The 18,269-nt window shown below is 68.6% G+C and carries 16 protein-coding genes; 9 read left to right on the top strand and 7 right to left on the bottom strand.

Annotated features, from left to right (window positions below; translation table 11 throughout):
• The first annotated feature begins 386 nt into the window (after positions 1-386).
• From ABD255_RS04030 to ABD255_RS04020, 3 genes are all read left to right on the top strand, one after another.
• Positions 387-1,349 carry a glycosyltransferase family 2 protein gene (locus tag ABD255_RS04030; RefSeq protein WP_344209844.1) on the top strand — a complete coding sequence of 321 codons (963 nt, stop codon included), beginning with the start codon at positions 387-389 and terminating at the stop codon, positions 1,347-1,349.
• Complete coding sequence (locus ABD255_RS04025) at positions 1,346-3,814, top strand: YfhO family protein (RefSeq protein ID WP_344209842.1); 2,469 nt, start codon at positions 1,346-1,348, stop codon at positions 3,812-3,814. Before ABD255_RS04030 ends, ABD255_RS04025 begins: the two co-directional genes overlap by 4 nt.
• 135 nt (positions 3,815-3,949) lie before the next feature.
• Positions 3,950-5,368 carry a S28 family serine protease gene (locus ABD255_RS04020; protein ID WP_344209839.1) on the top strand — a complete coding sequence of 473 codons (1,419 nt, stop codon included), beginning with the start codon at positions 3,950-3,952 and terminating at the stop codon, positions 5,366-5,368.
• Between the two features lie 58 nt (positions 5,369-5,426).
• Here the strand turns inward: ABD255_RS04020 and ABD255_RS04015 are convergent, their stop codons facing one another.
• Complete coding sequence (locus tag ABD255_RS04015) at positions 5,427-5,966, bottom strand: RNA polymerase sigma factor (RefSeq protein ID WP_344209837.1); 540 nt, start codon at positions 5,964-5,966, stop codon at positions 5,427-5,429.
• 80 nt (positions 5,967-6,046) lie between these two features.
• On the opposite strand from ABD255_RS04015, the gene ABD255_RS04010 reads away from it, so the two are divergent.
• Positions 6,047-7,060 (top strand): serine/threonine-protein kinase, encoded by a 1,014-nt coding sequence (locus ABD255_RS04010; RefSeq protein ID WP_344209835.1) that lies wholly within the window; start codon positions 6,047-6,049, stop codon positions 7,058-7,060.
• Positions 7,061-7,115: 55 nt separating this feature from the next.
• Positions 7,116-7,772 (top strand): hypothetical protein, encoded by a 657-nt coding sequence (locus ABD255_RS04005; RefSeq protein WP_344209833.1) that lies wholly within the window; start codon positions 7,116-7,118, stop codon positions 7,770-7,772.
• A gap of 2 nt (positions 7,773-7,774) precedes the next feature.
• On the opposite strand, the gene ABD255_RS04000 is transcribed toward ABD255_RS04005, so the two are convergent.
• The 4 genes from ABD255_RS04000 to deoC are packed head-to-tail and all read right to left on the bottom strand — an operon-like array spanning position 7,775 to position 12,128.
• Positions 7,775-8,803, bottom strand: coding sequence for a S66 family peptidase (locus tag ABD255_RS04000; protein ID WP_344209831.1), 1,029 nt, complete (start codon positions 8,801-8,803; stop codon positions 7,775-7,777).
• A gap of 48 nt (positions 8,804-8,851) precedes the next feature.
• Positions 8,852-9,730, bottom strand: a complete 879-nt coding sequence (locus ABD255_RS03995; RefSeq protein WP_344209829.1) for an aldehyde dehydrogenase family protein — start codon at positions 9,728-9,730, stop codon at positions 8,852-8,854.
• Complete coding sequence (locus ABD255_RS03990) at positions 9,720-11,156, bottom strand: aldehyde dehydrogenase family protein (protein WP_344209827.1); 1,437 nt, start codon at positions 11,154-11,156, stop codon at positions 9,720-9,722. The genes ABD255_RS03995 and ABD255_RS03990 overlap by 11 nt, the downstream gene beginning before the upstream one ends.
• Positions 11,157-11,159: 3 nt before the next feature.
• The gene (gene deoC / locus ABD255_RS03985) at positions 11,160-12,128 is read right to left on the bottom strand and encodes a deoxyribose-phosphate aldolase (RefSeq protein ID WP_425554377.1); all 969 of its coding nucleotides are present in this window, start codon (positions 12,126-12,128) and stop codon (positions 11,160-11,162) included.
• A 128-nt stretch (positions 12,129-12,256) separates the two neighbouring features.
• On the opposite strand from deoC, the gene ABD255_RS03980 reads away from it, so the two are divergent.
• From ABD255_RS03980 to ABD255_RS03970, 3 genes are all read left to right on the top strand, one after another.
• Positions 12,257-12,823: a PH domain-containing protein gene (locus ABD255_RS03980; protein WP_344209825.1), complete on the top strand. Its 567-nt coding sequence runs from the start codon at positions 12,257-12,259 to the stop codon at positions 12,821-12,823.
• A 177-nt stretch (positions 12,824-13,000) separates the two neighbouring features.
• Positions 13,001-13,933: a neutral zinc metallopeptidase gene (locus ABD255_RS03975; protein ID WP_344209823.1), complete on the top strand. Its 933-nt coding sequence runs from the start codon at positions 13,001-13,003 to the stop codon at positions 13,931-13,933.
• 165 nt (positions 13,934-14,098) lie between these two features.
• Positions 14,099-14,551 carry a hypothetical protein gene (locus tag ABD255_RS03970; RefSeq protein ID WP_344209821.1) on the top strand — a complete coding sequence of 151 codons (453 nt, stop codon included), beginning with the start codon at positions 14,099-14,101 and terminating at the stop codon, positions 14,549-14,551.
• Positions 14,552-14,617: 66 nt separating this feature from the next.
• Here ABD255_RS03970 and ABD255_RS03965 read toward each other — a convergent pair whose 3' ends face one another.
• Positions 14,618-16,270, bottom strand: a complete 1,653-nt coding sequence (locus ABD255_RS03965; protein WP_344209819.1) for a phospho-sugar mutase — start codon at positions 16,268-16,270, stop codon at positions 14,618-14,620.
• Between the two features lie 37 nt (positions 16,271-16,307).
• Positions 16,308-16,769, bottom strand: coding sequence for a gamma-glutamylcyclotransferase family protein (locus ABD255_RS03960; RefSeq protein WP_344209817.1), 462 nt, complete (start codon positions 16,767-16,769; stop codon positions 16,308-16,310).
• A 31-nt stretch (positions 16,770-16,800) separates the two neighbouring features.
• Here ABD255_RS03960 and ABD255_RS03955 point away from each other — a divergent pair, with 31 nt between their 5' ends.
• Positions 16,801-18,180 carry an NAD(P)H-quinone dehydrogenase gene (locus ABD255_RS03955; RefSeq protein WP_344210532.1) on the top strand — a complete coding sequence of 460 codons (1,380 nt, stop codon included), beginning with the start codon at positions 16,801-16,803 and terminating at the stop codon, positions 18,178-18,180.
• The last annotated feature ends 89 nt before the right edge of the window (positions 18,181-18,269 follow it).

The raw sequence follows: 18,269 nt of genomic DNA, 5'->3' as shown, positions 1-18,269 counted from the left end.
GGGCTGGCACCCGACCCAGACCGAGCTGACCGCGCCGTACGGCGACCGGTTCTTCGCCGAGATCGCGGGCACCGCGACGATCCGGTCGGGGATGGCGATCGCCATGACCACCAGCCGGATCTTCCCGCGGTTCGCCGTGGACCGGGCGGTGATCGAGCGCGCCGAGAGGCCTTCTGAAGCGCAGCCGCCGGCTGCCTCGAGGCAGTGACACCAGCAGTTTCCATCGAATTGTTCCTCGGCAGGCAACTTATTGCTGATGGCCACCATCTCCCTATAGAACCGGTTCGCCCCTCCGGACACGTGGTAGACGGCGGTACGTGCGATCCGTTCGGATGCACCGCCTCGCGGGAAGTGGATCAGTCCGGTCGGACGAGGCTAGGAGTGCAATGCGGTTGACGCTGGTGGTCCCTTGTTTCAACGAGGTCGACGTCATCGAGCGGTTCCATCAGGCGGTCAGTCGTGAGCTGGCGGCCACTGACGAGCCGTACGAGGTCATCTACGTCGACGACGGCAGCAAGGACGGCACGCTCGAGGCGGTGGCCGCTATCGCCGCGGCTGATCCGTCGGTGCGGTACCTGTCGTTCAGCCGGAACTTCGGCAAGGAAGCCGCGATGTTGGCCGGCCTGCGCCACGCCGGTGGCGACGCGGTGATCTTGATGGATGCCGATCTGCAGCACCCGCCGGAGTTGATCGGGCGGATGCTGGAGTTGCACGGCCGTGGTTTCGATCAGGTGATCGCGCGGCGGACCAGGGCTGGTGATCCGGCGAGCAGGACGTTCTTCGCGCGGTCCTACTACTGGTTGATCAACAAGTGGGCCGATGTCGAGTTGATGGACGGGGTGGGCGACTTCCGGCTGATCTCGCGGCGTGCGGTGGACGGGTTGCTGAAGCTGGAGGAGTACAACCGGTTTTCCAAGGGGTTGTTCGCCTGGATCGGGTTCGAGTCGGCCGTGTTCGAGTACGAGAACGTGAAGCGCGAGGGTGGCCGGAGCAGGTGGTCGTTCCCCAAGTTGTTCGAGTACGGCCTGGACGGTCTGCTGTCGTTCAACAACAAGCCGTTACGGGCGGCGGTCTACATGGGCACGCTGCTCAGCCTGATCGCGGTGGCCTACGCGATCTGGGTCGTCATAGTGACCGCGACCCAGGGCGTGACGATGCCCGGCTACGCCACTTTGATTGCCGCGATCACGGGGCTGGGTGGTCTGCAGATGGTGATGCTGGGCGTGATCGGCGAGTACATCGGCCGCATCTACTATGAGAGCAAACAGCGCCCGCACTACCTCGTCAAAGAAACCAACCTGACGCCGCCAGGCGTCGTACCGGGCGGCCCGGCCGGTCCTGCGCGGTGAGGGCCTGGCGGATCCGGGGCCTGGAGATCTGGCTGGCCGGTGTACTGGCGGCGGTGGCCTTCTCGGTGGCGGGGATGGTGCGGGGGACCTTTCCCTTCGGGGCCGCGTCGCGTAGTACGAACGATCTGGGTACGCAGTACGTGCCCTTCTTCGCGCATCTGTGGGACGTGTTGCACGGCCAGGCCCAAGGTGATCTGTTCTTCAACTGGCAAAGCGGTTTCGGAGTCGGGTTCTGGGCCGACTACGGCGTCGATCTGGGCAGCCCGCTGTCACTGCTGGTCGGGGTGTTCCCCCGCGACCGCATCGACCTGGCTGTGTTCGTCATCACCGTGGCGAAACTGGCGCTGGCTGCGGCGGCAATGGCCGCCTACCTGATCCGGATGCGCCCCGGACCGCGTTGGCTGGCGGCGCTGTTGGGGGCCTCCTACGGACTGTGCGGCTGGGCCATCGACGACGGCGCTTACGTGCCGATGTGGCTCGACGGCCTCATCGCCCTGCCGTTGTTCTGCCTGGTCGCGGAATGGTCGATCAAACGGCAGCACCGCATCCTCGGCGTCACTGTCGTCGCCTTGTTCTGGATGTCGAACTTCTACACCGCCTACATGGCCACCATCGCCGGCGGCCTTGTTCTCCTGGCCCGGATTCTCGCCGGCGACCTGCGCTGGCCGGACCGGTTCCGCGCGGTACTACGCCACGGCGTCACCGTGGTCCTCGGCATCGCTGCCTCGGCCCCGATCCTGCTGCCAGTAGTCAAGGCCAACGGCCTGGCCGCACCCTCCCCCTCGGGGACTTTCATCCCCGTCCCGTTCGAAACCTTCCTCGCCCGCCTCATTCCGTTGACTGAGGGGGTCGGCCGCAGTGCCAGCCTGTACGTCGGAACCGCAGCCTTCCTGCTCGCCTTGTCACTGCCGTTCAACGGCACCGTCGCTGCCCGCACCCGCATCGTCTGGACTCTGCTGGCCGTGGCTCTCGGCGCCTCGTTCCTGTGGGAACCTACGCATGTCGTCTGGCATGGCTTCGACAGCCCCAATGGCAGCCAGTACCGCCAAGCCTTCGTCTTGTGCGCCGTCCTGGTCATCCTCGCCTGGCTCTCGGCCGCCGACCGTCCACCCAGTTGGATCGCACTCACCTCAGCCACCCTCCTCCTGACGGCACTCGGCTTCTACGTCCAAGACCACAAATTCCTGACCCGCCACTCGCTGCACGTGCTGGCGCTGTCCGCTGCTGCGCTGGTGGTCGCGATGCTGGCCCTCAGACACCTTCGCCGCCACCGAGCGACAGCCCTGCTCGCAGGCGTCGGACTCATCGCCGTCGCCGCAGCCGAGCTCACCTACAGCGCAGTGGTCGTCGACGACCGGCGCAGCGATATCCTCGGCGCCTCCGCTCCAGCTTGGGGCGCACGGCAACAGGCACTGCGCGACAGCGTCACCGCCGCCAACGGCTGGCCGAACTACCGCACCGACCCAGGCACCACCACCACCCCCAACGATCCGATGCTGCTCGGCGGCCAGGGCCCCGGCTTCTACAGCAGCCTGCTACCCGAGACCCTCAGTCACACACTGACCGGGCTCGGCTTCGGCTGGTCCGGCTACGGCCGCGCCTCCTACACCATGGACAACCCCGTCACCAACGCCATTTTCTCCATCGGCGCCAGACTCGATCGAGCCGAGGCGACCATCCGCCTGGACACGCCACCCCTGGTCACGGTGCGTCCCGAACCCCTCCCCGAGACACCGGCGAACACCACCGCCTATGCCATCCAAGAGCGACTCCTAGGAGCCAGGGTCTACGAGGTGCCGCAGTACCAGGCGACCAAGGTCAGCCGCGGCACGCAGAACCTGAGTGCCACCTGCCGGCCCGGTTCCACCGTGTACCTGCACCTGCCGAACGCCTGGGGTACGGCACGACTCACCGGAGGGAACTGGTTGCCCCTGACGGCAGCCCGCCGACCGGGGGTCTATACGAGCAGCGCGATGGTTGAGCTCGGCAAGGTTCCGGTATCCGGCCTGGTCGCGGTCGAGGTCAGGGGCAAGCGGATGGCCGCTGACCTGGCGGAGGGTGCGCTGGGCTGCCTCGACGCCGATCGGCTGGCGAAGGCCATCGCGACGCTCGAGGCCAACGGCGCGGTCGCCGTACAGGCCGGTGGGCATTCGATCCGCGCGACCCTCAAATCCGGTAGCACCGGCATCGCGGTGATCGGCACCGGTCGGCTGCCCGGTTGGCGGTGTTCCACCGACGACGGCGAGTGGAAAGAGCCGGCAGATTACGGCGGACTACTCGCGGTCGAACTGCCCGGCCCCACCCGGACGATCAGCTGCGACTACCAGCCCCCGGGACTCGAACTCGGCCTGGCAGTCGGGGGAGGTGCAGTACTGATCACGCTCGCACTCGCGCTCTCGCCGCTGCTCTGGAGACGCCGCCGTAGCTCTGCGTCGCGCAACGAGAATGCAGCGCTCGGTCGCTGACTGCGGGACCCAGGCGGACTCGTCGAAGCGGCCCGCGAAGGTTATCCCCAGGGTCGGACGTAGCGGGTCGCGGTTCACGGTGGTGGCGCCTAGGCTCTTCCCGATGTGACGCCCGACCACTGAGGAGCTTCGCCGATGCGCCGGTTCACCCGTCTACCCCTTGTCGCGTTGGCTGTCGCGCTGGTCGCGGGGTCCGCGATCACCACGGCGGCGGCCGCGCCCGTCGTACAGGCTGCTGATCCGGTCGCGGAGGTGAGCGTGAAACTCGCGACCATCCCGGGCCTGCGGATCCAGAGCAGCAGCGTCGTGGCCGGCAAGCCGTTCTTCGTACTGCAGTACACGCAGCCCGCCGACCACCGGAAGCCGAACGGCGAGAAGTTCGAGCAGCGGGTGACGTTGTGGCACCGCGGCTTCGATCGGCCGACCGTGCTGCACACGACCGGGTACGGCGGCGTCGGCGGCGCGTTCACCTCGGAGCCGACCCGCTTGGTCGACGGCAACCAGGTGAACGTCGAGCAGCGGTTCTTCAACGCCTCGACGCCGGCCAGCAAGGACTGGTCAAAGCTGAACATCTGGCAGGCCGCGAGCGACCACCACCGGATCGTCACAGCCTTCAAGCAGGCCCTGTACTCCGGCAAGTGGGTGTCGACGGGAGCCAGCAAGGGCGGCATGACCTCGGTGTACCACCGCAGGTTCTACCCCAACGACGTCGACGCCACCGTGGCCTACGTGGCGCCGCAGGACGTGATCAACCGCAAGGACAACTACGTCGACTTCATCCAGAATGCCGGGACCGACGCGAGCTGCAACCTGGCCCTGCGGAACATGCAGCGCAACTCCTTGCTCCGCCGGACCGCGATGGTCGCGAAGCTGACCGCGTACGCGGCGCAGAACGGGCTGACCTACGACGCCACCTTCGGCTCGGCGGATCGCGCGTTCGAGGCGGCCGTGCTGGACACGCCGTTCGCCTTCTGGCAGTACGGGTCGCAGGCGGACTGCCCGTCCGTACCGGGGACCGCGGCGGCGACGGACCAGGAGTTGTTCGACTTCATCGACCGGATCTCCGGCTGGTCGTTCTACACCGACGAGGGCACCGCGGGGTTCCTGCCGTACTACTTCCAGGCGACCCAGCAGCTGAACTGGCCGGACGTGGCGAGCAAGACCACCTGGCTGAAGGGACTGCTCCACTACCGCGAGGCGGGGGACGCGCCGGCCGCTGTACCGGACGCGATCGAGCCCCGGCACGAGGAGACCGCGATGCTCGACGTGGACCTGTGGCTGCGGTTCTCCGGACAGCGGATGCTGTTCGTGTACGGCGAGAACGACCCGTGGAGCGCGGAGAAGTTCGAGCCGGGCCCGGGGACGCGTGACTCGCACTGGTACACGGTTCCGAACGGCAACCACGGCTCCAACATCGGCGGCCTGCCGGCCGCCGAGCGCACGGAGGCGACCCAGATCCTGCAGCAGTGGATGGGCGTAGCGGCCAACCCGGCCGTCGCGCAGACCACCGCCAAGACCATCGACCCCGGAGCCCAGCGACAGAACCTCCGCTGACATTCTTCCAACCACACCGCGCCTGAAGGCCTTCGCCTTCAGGCGCGGTGTTTTGCGGTCAGCGGATGGTGAGGTGTTCGGCTACTTCCTTGCGGGCCTGGTGGATGCGGGCCTTGACGGTGCCGAGGGGGACGGCCAGTTCGTCGGCGATCTCGGCGTACGTCATCGCGCCGAGGTCGCGGAGGACGAGCGGCTGGACCAACTGCGGGTGGTTCGCCTCGAGTGCTTCCAGTGCCTCCAGCAGGTCGAGGCGGGAGCCGGCGATCACCGACGTGGTCCGCGGATCCACCGACTCCGGCAGCACCTCTGCGGACTGCTCGACGGAGCGGCGTTTCAGCGAGCGGTAGGTCTGCCGGGCACAGTTCGTCGCGACCACGGTCAGCCAGCCGGCGAAGCTGCCGGTGCCCTTGAAGGTGTGGATCTTGGTCGCCACCGTCAGCAGCGTGTCCTGCGCGGCCTCTTCGGCGTCCTCGCGGAACGGCAGGAACTTCGCCACCCGCCGCAGCACCTGCGGGCGGATTGCCTGGAGCAGTTCGGGCACGACGCTTTCGTCGCCCGCCGCCGCCCTGGCCGCGAGGTCTTCCAGCTCCTCGTTCATGCTCCCCCAGCTCGCCTTTCCGTGTCGCCGGGCGGCGCCGGTGTTAGCCATCACCCGCCCAGTCGTCGACAATAGCCCGGATGGATGTCATCGGACGCTACCGGCTGCAGTCGAAAATCGGCGCAGGCGCCTTCGCGACGGTCTGGCGCGGCTACGACGACGACCTCGACGTGGACGTCGCCGTCAAGGTGCTGGCCGACAACTGGGCCTCGCGCGCGGACGTGCGCGAGCGGTTCCTGTCCGAGGCCCGGCTGATGCGCCGGATCGCCAGCGACCGGGTGGTCCGGGTGTTCGACCTCGGCCAACTGCCCGACGGCCGCCCGTACTTCGTGATGGACTACGTCAGCGGCGGCTCTCTCGCCGAGGTGCTCTCGCACGGCTCGCTCGACCCGGCCGACGCGCTCTGGTGGGGCGCGGACCTGGCCCGGGCCGTCGCCGCCCTGCACGAGGAGGGCGTCGTCCACCGCGACATCACGCCGGCGAACCTCCTGCTCCGGCCGTCCCAGGCGGTCGAGTCCGGCGGCGGTACGCATCGGATCGTGCTCGCCGACCTCGGCCTGGCGAAGCGCGCCGCGGAGGCGTCCGGACTGACCCAGGCCGTGGGCACCCCGTCGTACATGGCTCCGGAGCAGGGTCGCGGAGACGGTGGTTTCGACGAGCGGGCCGACGTCTACGCGGTCGGTGCGGTGACCTACGCCCTGATGACCGGCCGGCCGCCCTTCGTCGCGTCCTCGATCACTGACGTGCTCCAGCGCGACCCGGACAGCAATCCGCCGAGCCTGCGGCCCCTTCTGCACGATTCGATCGGCCAGCTCGACGAAATCCTGGCGCGGACTCTCGCCTATCGCGTCGGCGACCGCTGGAACCGCGCGGACTCGCTCGCCGACCGGCTCGAGGCCGAGGCCTACCGGCTGGAGCAGGAAGCGCCGGTACTGGCAGCGCAACGCACAACCCTCAGCGACCATGACGAAGTCGGTACTACGGTCGCCCAGGCGGCGCGAGCTCGCCGAAGCAGGCGCGGCTGGCTCCTCCTCTCCCTGCCGATCCTGTTCCTGGCAGCCGCCGCCGGCAGTTGGTTCCTCATCGGCCGCTGATCACCAGGCGAGACGTGGGCAGCCAGGGCACCGCCTGACTCCGTACGGTAGTCATATGACTACTCACTGCATCATGATGTGGTTGCGCAAGTCATCAGTTCTCGCGGTCGCGCTGTTCCCGGCGGTCACTGTTCCAGCGGCGGCGAGCCCGCAGCCCGCAGTACCGGGGGTTCCGACGGCCAGTTATGCGTGCCGGGCCGACACGAAGTTCGGGCGGCAGACCTTCTCGTTGCGGCAGGGCGTGGACGCGAAGGCGCCGGCGACCGTGACGCCCGGTGCGCGCTTCACGATCGCGGTCGATCTCAAGCCCGGCTCACTGCCCGGTGAGGTGAAGGGGTTCAAGCTCAAGGAGGTCCGCGACCTGTCGCTGCGGATCCCGATCCCGAACAACACCTCGTACGTCAGCGCCCGGCTGACCGGCGGCTCCGGGCTCGGCTCGACGCCGACCCTCGAACGGAACAACGGCGTGCTCACGGTCCGGGTGAGCGGGCCGATCCCCGGCGGCGCGACCTACCAACTGCCGTCGCTGTCCGTCCGCCTGAAGGCGGGCGCGCGCGGCAAGGTGATCGAGACCAGGCTGCAGGGCACGAGCTTCGACAATCCCGGCCTCAACCTGCAGGCGACGATCAAGTGGAAGTTCGTCACCCTCAAGTCCCCGGTCGCCTGCTACCCCGACCCCAACCCCGCGCTCACCCGCACGACGATCCGCTGAAATCAGTAGGTGACGGTGATCCGGCGAGCGACCGGATCGATGGAGACGCTGCCGCCGTAGGGGAGCACCAACTGCGGATCGGTGTGCCCGATGTCGAGACCGGTGACCAGCAAGGCCGACGGGTCGTACTCCGCCAGCGCACGCTGAGCGGCCGCGTACTGCGCTTCGACATACGCAGCGGACTCTTCAGGGCTCGTGTGGTGCTCGAGCGACCAAGACTTCGGGCGCCCCCAGAGCACGGCCTCGAACCGGGCCAGCAGACCGCGTTCTCCCAGGTTCCGCAGAATCCGGTACACCTGATCCGCGGACGGAAGCTCCTCGCTGGTTTCGAGGAACAGGACACCGGAGTACTCCTCGGCCGGGAGCATCCAGCGATTGGCGGCGAGTTGCCAGTCGAGGATCTCCAGGCAACCGCCCCAGAGCTTGCCGGCCACGGGTGTCGAGGGGCCGTGCCATCCCCAGTCGGTGGGTGGGAAGAGCTCCGGCTCGGTCTTGAGGTTGGTGGCGTCGGCCCAGTCGCGATCGTGGTCGGTCCAGCCGGTCGCCGGGGTCAGCTCGAAGTCGCCGGAGGTGAAGAGGGCGGCCCGCAGGGAGCGCTCGCTGTCGGGGTGCATCGCACCGCCACGACCGAACTGCACCATCACGCTGCCGCCGTGGAAGGCCGGAAGTCCCAGTGAATACAGGAAGTTCAGCAGGTTCGTGTTGTCGCTGTAGCCGAAGAACGGCTTCGGATCGGCCCGGAAGACGGCCGGATCGAGGTGCTTGAGCACACTGATCTGGTCGTCGCCACCGATCGTCGCGATCACCGCCCGGATCGTCGGATCGGCCCAGGCCGCGTGCAGGTCGTGGGCCCGCTCCTCCGGCGTCGCGTGAAGCCTCCGCGTGCTCGGATACTCCACCGGCTCGAGCCCGAGGTCCCGCAACCTGTCGATCCCGAGCTCGTACGGCGCCGGGAACACCTCAGGCAACCCGCCCGAAGGTGACACCACAGCGACCCGGTCGCCGGCAATCGGCTTGGCAGCAAACAACATGCCGCCAAGGTAGTTCCCTTGGCGGCATGGCGTCACCTCAGTTCGGCCCTAGACCCCGATCGGGTGCCAGACGGTCTTCAGTTCCAGGTACTGCGTGAGGCGGGACAGGCCGGGGTTCTCCGTCCAGTCCTCGACCGCAGGGCGGCGGACCCGCTTGAGGTTCTCGGCCGCGGCGGCTTCGAGGGCGGTGGCTTCCTCGTGATCCGAGATGCCGGCCAGGTCGATGGCGTTGACATCGGCGTGCGATGCCAGCCAGGGACCGACCTCCGTCGCCGAACCGGTGAGGATGTTGACGACGCCGCCCGGGACGTCCGAGGTCGCCATCACCTCGCCCAGCGTCACAGCCGGCAGCGGACGCTCGAAGGACGTGACCACGACCGCCGTGTTACCGGACACGATCGCGGGGGCGATGACGCTGGTCAGGCCGAGCAGGCTGGAGTCCTGCGGAGCCAGCAGCGCCACCACACCGGTTGCCTCGGGCAACGAGAAGTCGAAGTACGGGCCGGCCACCGGGTTGCTCGATCCGACCACCTGGGCCAGCTTGTCGGCCCAGCCGGCGTACCAGACCCAGCGGTCGATCGACGCGTCGACGACCGCGCGCGCCTTGCTGATCGACAGGCCCTCGGACGATGCGACCTCGGCGCTGAACTGCTCGTGCCGGCCCTCCATCACCTCGGCGATCCGGTAGAGCACCTGGCCGCGGTTGTACGCGGTCCGGGTGGACCAGCCGCCGAACGCCTTGCGGGCGGCGACGACTGCGTCCCGGGCATCCTTGCGGGACGCCTGCGAGGCGTTGGCCAGGAACTTGCCCTTGGCATCGTTCACCACGTACGACCGGCCGGACTCGCTGCGCGGGAAGGCGCCGCCGACGTACAGCTTGTAGGTCTTGCGCACGTCCAAGCGCTGCGACGACTCCTTAGTGGGCAAGGTAGGCCTCCAGACCATGGCGGCCGCCCTCGCGGCCGTAGCCCGACTCCTTGTAGCCGCCGAACGGCGAGGTCGGGTCGAAGCGGTTGAACGTGTTGGCCCAGACGACGCCGGCGCGCAACTGGTTGGCCATCCACAGGATCCGGGAGCCCTTGTCGGTCCAGACCCCGGCGGACAGCCCGAACGGCGTGTTGTTCGCCTTCTCCACGGCCTCGGCCGGCGTCCGGAAGGTGAGCACGGACAGCACCGGCCCGAAGATCTCCTCACGGGCGATCCGGTGCGCCTGGGAGACGCCGGTGAACACGGTCGGCGGGAACCAGAAGCCCTGGGTCGGCAGCTCGCACTCCGGCGACCAGCGCTCGGAGCCCTCGTCCTCGCCGATCTGGGACAGTTCGCGGATCCGGGTCAACTGCTCGGCCGAGTTGATCGCGCCGATGTCGGTGTTCTTGTCCAGCGGGTCACCGACCCGCAGCGTGGACATCCGGCGCTTCAGCCGGGCCAGCACCTCGTCGTACACGCTCTCCTGGACCAGCAGCCGCGAACCGGCGCAGCAGACGTGGCCCTGGTTGAAGAAAATGCCGTTGACGATGCCTTCGATGGTCTGGTCGATCGGGGCGTCCTCGAAGACGATGTTTGCCGCCTTGCCGCCCAGTTCGAGCGTGACCTTCTTGTCCGTGCCCGCGACCGCCTTGGCGATCGCCCGGCCGACCGCGGTCGACCCGGTGAACGCGACCTTGTCGACGCCGTCGTGCTCGACCAGTGCCTGACCGGTCCGGCCGGCGCCGGTGACGATGTTGACCACGCCCGGCGGCAGGTCCGCCTGCTGGCAGATCTCCGCGAAGGCCAGCGCCGTCAGCGGGGTCGTCTCGGCGGGCTTCAGGATGACGGTGTTGCCCGCCGCGAGGGCCGGCGCGATCTTCCACGCGAGCATCATCAGCGGGAAGTTCCACGGGATCACCTGCGCGGCGACACCCAACGGCCGCGGGTCGGGACCGGCCCCGGCGTACTCGAGCTTGTCCGCCCAGCCCGCGTAGTAGAAGAAGTGCGCGGCCACCAGCGGCAGGTCGACGTCGCGGGACTCGCGGATCGGCTTGCCGTTGTCCAGCGACTCCAGCACCGCCAGCTCACGCGACCGCTCCTGGATCAGCCGGGCGATCCGGTACAGGTACTTCGCCCGGTCCCGGCCCGCCATCGGGCCCCAGACCTTGTCGTAGGCCTTCCGGGCCGCCTTGACCGCGCGGTCGATATCGGCCGGACCGGCCTCGCTGACCTCGGCCAGCACCTCTTCGGAGGCGGGGCTCACGGTCTTGAACGGCTTGCCGTCCGTCGCTTCGGTGAAGGCGCCGTTGATGAACAACCCGTACGACGACTTGATGTCGACGATCGCCCGGGACTCCGGCGCGGGTGCGTACTCGAATCTGCTCATGCCTCAGTCCAGCGTGAAGTAGTCGGGTCCGGGGTAGTGCCCGGTGGCCAGCTTGGTGCGTTGCATCAGCAGGTCGTTCAGCAGACTGGACGCCCCGAAGCGGAACAGCTCCGGGTCCAGCCAATCCGGTCCGGCCGTCTCGTTGACGGTGACCAGGTACTTGATCGCGTCCTTGGCGGTCCGGATCCCGCCGGCCGGCTTCACGCCGATGTGCAGGCCGGTCGCCTCGTGGTAGTCCCGGACGGCCTCCAGCATCACCAGCGTGACCGGCAGGGTCGCGGCCGGGGACACCTTGCCGGTTGAAGTCTTGATGAAGTCGGCGCCGGCCAGCATCGCCAGCCAGGACGCCCGCCGGACGTTGTCGTAGGTGACCAGTTCGCCGGTCTCCAGGATCACCTTCAGGTGCGCGTCGCCGGCCGCCTCACGGATCGCGGCGATCTCGTCGAAGACCAGACCGTACCGACCGGACAGGAAGGCGCCCCGGTCGATCACCATGTCCACCTCGTCGGCCCCGGAGGCGACCGCGTCCTTGGTGTCCTGCACTTTGATCGCGAGGCTGGAACGCCCGCTGGGGAACGCGGTGGCCACGCTCGCCACATTGATCCCGGTACCGCGCAGCTCGAACTTCGCGGTGGCCACCAGGTCGGGGTACACGCAGACCGCGGCCACCTGCGGCGCGGTCGGGTCGGCCGGGTCCGGGCGTTTCGCCTTCGCGCACAGCGCGCGCACCTTGCCCGGGGTGTCCTGGCCCTCCAGCGTGGTCAGGTCGATCATCTGGATGGCCAGGTCGAGCGCGTACGCCTTCGCCGTGGTCTTGATGGACCGGGTGCTCAGGGTGGCGGCCCGGGCCTCGGCGCCGACCTGGTCGACGCCCGGCAGGCCCAGCAGGAACCGGCGCAGCCGGTCCTCGGACGAGGTCACGTCGGCGAGACTGTCCGCGCCAGTCGCAAGGCCGCTGTCGGTAGTGGTCACCCTCAGCAGTCTAATGCCGTTCCAGGCCGCTCGTTCCCGCGCTGGAGGAGATACCAGCTAGGCAACAGGTGCGGCCTCCGGCCCCCGCGAATCTAGGCTGCTGAGGGGTGTCCGGCTACCTTGTCCGGGTGAAAGCGAAGCCCAGCGAGAACGAGCAGTACCTGTCGGCGTCGAACCGGATCACCGGCGTCGTGGTGATGGCGATCGGCGTACTCGGTCTGATCGACATCCTGCTGGAGTGGCGCACCCTGGGCGGCCTGGAGGTCGCGGCCCTGATCGGGATCCTGATGGTCATCGCGTACGTCGGCCTGGTCCGCCCGTCCGTCACGCTGAGCCCTCAGAACCTACGGATCCGTAACCACCTGCGCGATCACGTGGTGCCGTGGAACAAGATCACCGGGGTCGACGTCACCGACATCCTGCGGGTCCACCTCGGCGACCGGAAGCTGCGCTGCCCCGGCGTCCAACTGGTGATGCGCGACCTGCGCAAACAGCGCGTCGCCAGCCGCAAGGCCGGCGCGGACAGCTCGGTCTCCCGCGCGGACTTCGTCGTCGACCGAATCGACAACCACCTCAGCCGGTACGCCGCTTCGGCCGCCCCCGACGCCGAGGTGACCACCGCCTGGGCCCGCCCCGAACTGGCCATCGCGGCAGTCCTCGCACTCATCGCCCTGCTGGCCGAAATCCTGCGCTGACGTGGCCTGAAGGTTCTCCACAAGCCTTGTGTGGTTGGCGTTCCTCGGGAGAGAGCCGGCGGTTGAGGGGAACCTCACCGCGATCGGTGGCGTCGGACTCTCCGTGTCCGGCCCTGGGTGAACCCCTGCGTCACCAGGATGTACCCCGTTAGTCCCCGACCCCCGAGAGTGGAGCTCATGGTCAACCTCTCCAGCAAGAAGCTGCGTTTCCTGGCCGGCACCGTTGCCGTCGCCGGGTTCGCGGCTCTGGCGATGCCCGCCCAGGCCGTTCAGTCCCGCGCCACGGCAGGTGAGCCGACGCCGGTGCAGAGCAAATCCGCCGAGACCCCGCAGTCGGTCCAGGCAGAGAGCACTCAGCGGTCCGTCGCCGCGAGCTCGACGACGAACATCGTCCGCTACAACCGGTTGTACAAGACCCCCGCGATCCCGCCGTCGAAGTGCAAAGAGGTCAACGTCTCGCTGCGCACGGCCGCCGGGGTCTCGGCGTACGACAAGCAGTTGCTGACCTGCATGTGGGCGGCCTGGGCGCCGGTGCTGAAGGCGGCCGGAGCGAACTACAGCCTCAAGCCGACGCTGATCATCCACAACTACAGCAAGGTCAACACGCACTGCGGTGTCGTCAGCGGCCCGACGTCGTACTACTGCGGCTACAAGAACGGCCAGATCTACATCCCGTGGGGCTACATCGCCTCGCTGTGGAAGCAGAGCCCGACCTACGCCCGCGCGTACGCGACCAACACGCTGGCCCACGAGTACGGCCACCACGTGCAGTTCGTGACCGGCATCCTGAACGCCTCCTGGACCCGCCAGCGCGCGTTCAGCACCAGCGCCGCCAAGCTCGAGGAGAACCGTCGCCGTGAGCTGCAGGCATCCTGCCTCGGCTCGGCCTACATCGGCGCCAACAAGCGGTACTACCCGATGAGCGGCGGCCTCTACACCCAGTGGCAGTACCTCGTCACTCACTCCGGCGACATGGCCGGCCACCCGCGCGACCACGGCTCGTTCGCCAACCACGGCTGGTGGTCGAACACCGGCTTCTACGCGGCCAGTTCGAAGACGTATGCCGGTCGCTGCAACACTTGGAACGCAGCGTCCAGCCGGGTCTCCTGACCTGACTGGCTCCAGCCCGTAACAAAGCCGCCTGGAACGCGTTGCCGTTCCAGGCGGCTCGCGTTTTGCCGACACGTTCACGATCTGCGATCGTGTGGTTACCGTGTTTCGGGTCCGCACGCCTTACAGTCTTGGTCGACCCACGAACGGCAGGAGTCAAGGATCGTGAACTACGACGAGTTCAACACCGAGTACACCAAGGTGCTGGACAAGATCAAGAGCGGCAAGTGCAGCTGGTCCGAGCTGTCCGGGCACGTCACCCGGCTGCGCCAGGGGACCGCGGGGATCACCTCGTCGGTGGACCGCGCCCAGATCGACAAGGATCTGGCCGCGCTCGGCCAGATGGTCGACCTGTCCCGCCGCACGAACGACCGCGAGGACGTCTGGACGGTCACCTCCGACGCGGTCCGCCGGGCCAGCAGCCTCGAGGGCACGGTCGCCGACCGGCTCGCGCGGATCGCGGCCGGCATCGACGAGATCACCTCGCTGGCGAACCGCAACCCGGACGAGCGCGAGGCACTGATGCAGTCCACCAGCACCCTGAAGATCCTGCACTCCTCCCTGCAGAGCTCCCTGCGCGCCGAACAAGCCGAAGAAGAAGCCGCCACCGTCCGCTGACGGCCCACACAAACTTCAGCCGAAGGGCCCCTGCGAACCAGGGGCCCTTCCGCTGTGCTCGGTCGCTCAGATCCCCGCGGCGGTCGCCAGATCCAGCTTGATCGCGGTCAATTCCTTGGCAGCCTGGACTCTCGCGGCGGCAACGTCGTCACCCTCGACCGGAATGACGACCTCCAGGTAGCACTTGATCTTCGGCTCAGTGCCGGACGGCCGCACGATCACCCGAGCGCCCTCCGACAGGTGATACCGCAGCCCATCAGTCGCCGGCAGCTGCTCGCTGCCCTCGCTCAGATCATCAACCCGCTCGACCCCGTGCCCACCCAGCACCGTCGGCGGCGTACTCCGCAGCCGCTCCATCGCGGCCGCGATCAGACTGAGATCCTCCACCCGCGCGGCCAGCTGATCCGTCGCGTGCAACCCGTACTTCTTGGCGAGATCGTCCAGCAGATCCAGCAACGTCCGCCCCGAGGCCTTCGCCTGAGCACCGAGCTGCAGTACCCGGACCAGCGTCGACACCCCGTCCTTGTCCTTCACCGCCTCCGGATCAACGCAGTACCCGAGCGCCTCCTCGTACCCGAAGACCAGCCCCGGCACCCGCCCGATCCACTTGAACCCGGTCAGCGTGTCGACATACCCCACCCCGTACTCCGCCGCGATCTTCCCCAGCAGCGACGACGACACGATCGAGCATGCCGCGACACCCTCGGGCCGCGAGGACAGCAGGAACTCACCCAGCAGCGAACCGAGCTCGTCCCCGCGCAGCATCCGCCAGCCTCCGTCCGCGGCGGCGTCCGGTACTGCGACCGCGCACCGGTCGGCGTCAGGATCATTGGCGACGGCCAGATCCGCACCCTCGGAGCGCGCCAGCTCCAGCGCCGCGTCGATCGCGCCCGGCTCCTCAGGGTTCGGGAAGGACACCGTCGGGAAGTCCGGATCCGGGTCGGCCTGCGACGCCACCACCGCCGGTACCGCGAACCCGGCCCGCTGGACAGCCGCCTCGACGAGGACCCGCCCGACGCCGTGCAGCGGCGTGTACGCCACCTTCAGCTCCCGCGGAGCGTCCTCCGGCACCAGAGTGGCGATCCGGTCGAGGTAGGCGTTCAGCAGGTCGTCTCCGGCGGTCTGCCAGTCGTCACCTCGGGCCACCGTGTCCAGCGCACCGACAGCGTCGATGGCGGCCGCGATCTCGGCGTCCGCCGGCGGCACGATCTGGGAGCCGTCGCCGAGGTACACCTTGTAGCCGTTGTCCTGCGGGGGATTGTGGGAGGCCGTGACCACCACTCCGGCAACCGCTTTCAGATGCCGGATCCCGAAGGCGATGACCGGGGTCGGCGTCGGCCGGTCCAGCAGTACCGCGTCCAGCCCGGCGCCGCGGATCACCGCCGCCGTGTCCTCCGCGAACACGTCGGACTTGTGGCGGGCGTCGTACCCGATCAGTACGGGGCCGTCGGTGAGCCCGTTCGCCGTCAGGTAGGCGGCCAGCCCGGCGGCGGCCCGGATCACGACCAGCCGGTTCATCCGGTTCGGCCCGGCTCCCACGGCGCCGCGCAGGCCCGCGGTACCGAATTCGAGCTTTCCGGAGAAGCGGTCGGCCAGTTCGGCGTCGGCTCCGGTCTCCAGCAGCTCCTGGAGCTCGGCGCGCGTGTCGGGATCGGGGTCCTCGGCGAGCCAGGCCTGGGCGGCGGTACGGATCAGAGCGGCATCGTTGACGGTCACCACCGCACGATACCGCCCGGTACTGCGCGAGCCTGGCGCCTTAGTGACCCGAGCTCTGGCAGGGGCGGGCGCGCAGGTCCGCCACGTAGTCGTCCGGCGCTCCGGCGGCTTCGGCCGCCTCGGCGAGGATGCCCAGGTACCGCGCCGAGGGCAGGCCGCCCTCGTAGGCGTTCAGCACGTACATCCAGGCCAGTTGCTCGCCGTCCAGGGTCTGCACCCGGACCTGGATCTTGCGGTAGACGCCCTGGTCGATCCACTCCCACTCGTCCAGGCGCTTGATGTCCTTCGGGCTGACGTCGTACAGGGCGACGAAAACCTGGTTCGTCGGGTCGGACGGGTCCTCGACGACGGTCGCCATCGAGCCCTCCCAGCCGAGTTCCTCGCCTCCGAAGGTGAGGCGCCAGCCGACGATCCACCCGGTCCCGCGCAGGGGCGAGTACGGGCAACGCTCGGCCATCAGGTTCGGGTCCAGATTCGACGCAAACGCGGCGTACAGGGTCACGATGTCAGAGGATACGGAACAATGGCGTCTCGTGGCGCGAGTTGTGATCATCGGTGGCGGTCCTGGCGGGTACGAAGCGGCGAGTGCGGCCGCCCAATTAGGGGCGGAGGTGACAATCGTCGACTCCGACGGGATCGGCGGTTCGTGCGTGCTCACGGACTGCGTCCCGAGCAAGACGCTGATCGCCACCGCGGAGGTGATGACGGAAGTCGAGGAGGCCGGCCAGCTCGGCCTCCGGGTCGAGGACGGCGACGACGATCCGGCGAACTCCGTGCGGGTCGAGCTTGCCGTGGTCAACCAACGGGTCAAGGCGCTGGCGGCGGCTCAGTCGGAGGGCATCAGCCGGCGCCTGGCCGACGACAAGGTCCGGGTGATCAACGGCCGCGGCCGGCTGGACGGGCCGGAGGCCGTGGTCGTCGGCGACGAGCGGCTGGACGCCGACGTGGTGCTGATCGCCACCGGAGCAAGGCCTCGCATCCTCAAGGGCTCCGAGCCGGACGGCGAGCGGATCCTCACCTGGGAGCAGGTCTACGAGCTCGAGGAACTGCCCGAGCGGCTGATCGTGGTCGGGTCCGGTGTCACCGGTGCGGAGTTCGCCAGCGCGTACGACGCGCTCGGCAGCGACGTGGTGCTGGTGTCCTCGCGGGACCGGGTGCTGCCGGGGGAGGACCAGGACGCGGCCGGCGTACTGGAGGACGTCTTCAAGCGGCGCGGGATGACCGTGCTCGGCAAGTCCCGGGCGGAGTCGGTGAAGCGGCAGGGCGACGGTGTCGTGGTGACGCTGACAGACGGCACCAAGGTCGAGGGCTCGCACGCGCTGCTGGCCGTCGGTTCGCTGCCGAACACCGAGGACATGGGACTCGTCGAGTCGGGCGTGTCGCTGGGTGACGGCGGCTTCATCACGGTCGACAAGGTGTCCCGGACCAGCGCGCGCGGGGTGTACGCCGCCGGCGACTGCACCGGAGTACTGATGCTCGCGTCGGTCGCCGCGATGCAGGGCCGGATCGCGATGTCGCACGCGCTCGGCGACGCGGTGGCGCCGCTGAACCTGTCGACCGTCTCCTCGAACGTCTTCACCGCGCCCGAGATCGCCACGGTCGGTCTGACCCAGGCGACGCTGGACGCGGGCGACAGCACGGCGATGGTGGTCAAGGTGCCGCTGCGGGACAACGCCCGGGCGAAGATGCAGGGCAACCGCGACGGTTTCGTCAAGCTCTTCTGCCTGCCGAACACCGGCATCATCGTCGGCGGCGTGGTCGTCGCCCCGCGGGCGAGCGAGCTGATCCACCCGATCGCTCTGGCGGTAGGAGCCAAGCTCACCGTCGACCAGATGGCGCAGTCCTTCACCGTCTACCCCTCGGTCTCCGGCTCCATAGCCGAAGCCGCCCGCCGCCTCCACCTCCGCTCCTAGACCGCTCACGCCGCACCCAAGCCCTTGCCTCAGCCACTCGCAGGCTCGTGCTGGGCTTGGCAGCTTCCGCCTTTGATCTTGAACCCCGT

Origin of the sequence: Kribbella sancticallisti, from assembly GCF_039530625.1 — a bacterium.
Classification (GTDB): Bacteria; Actinomycetota; Actinomycetes; order Propionibacteriales; family Kribbellaceae; genus Kribbella; species Kribbella sancticallisti.
This window is presented reverse-complemented; position numbering and strand designations above follow the sequence as displayed.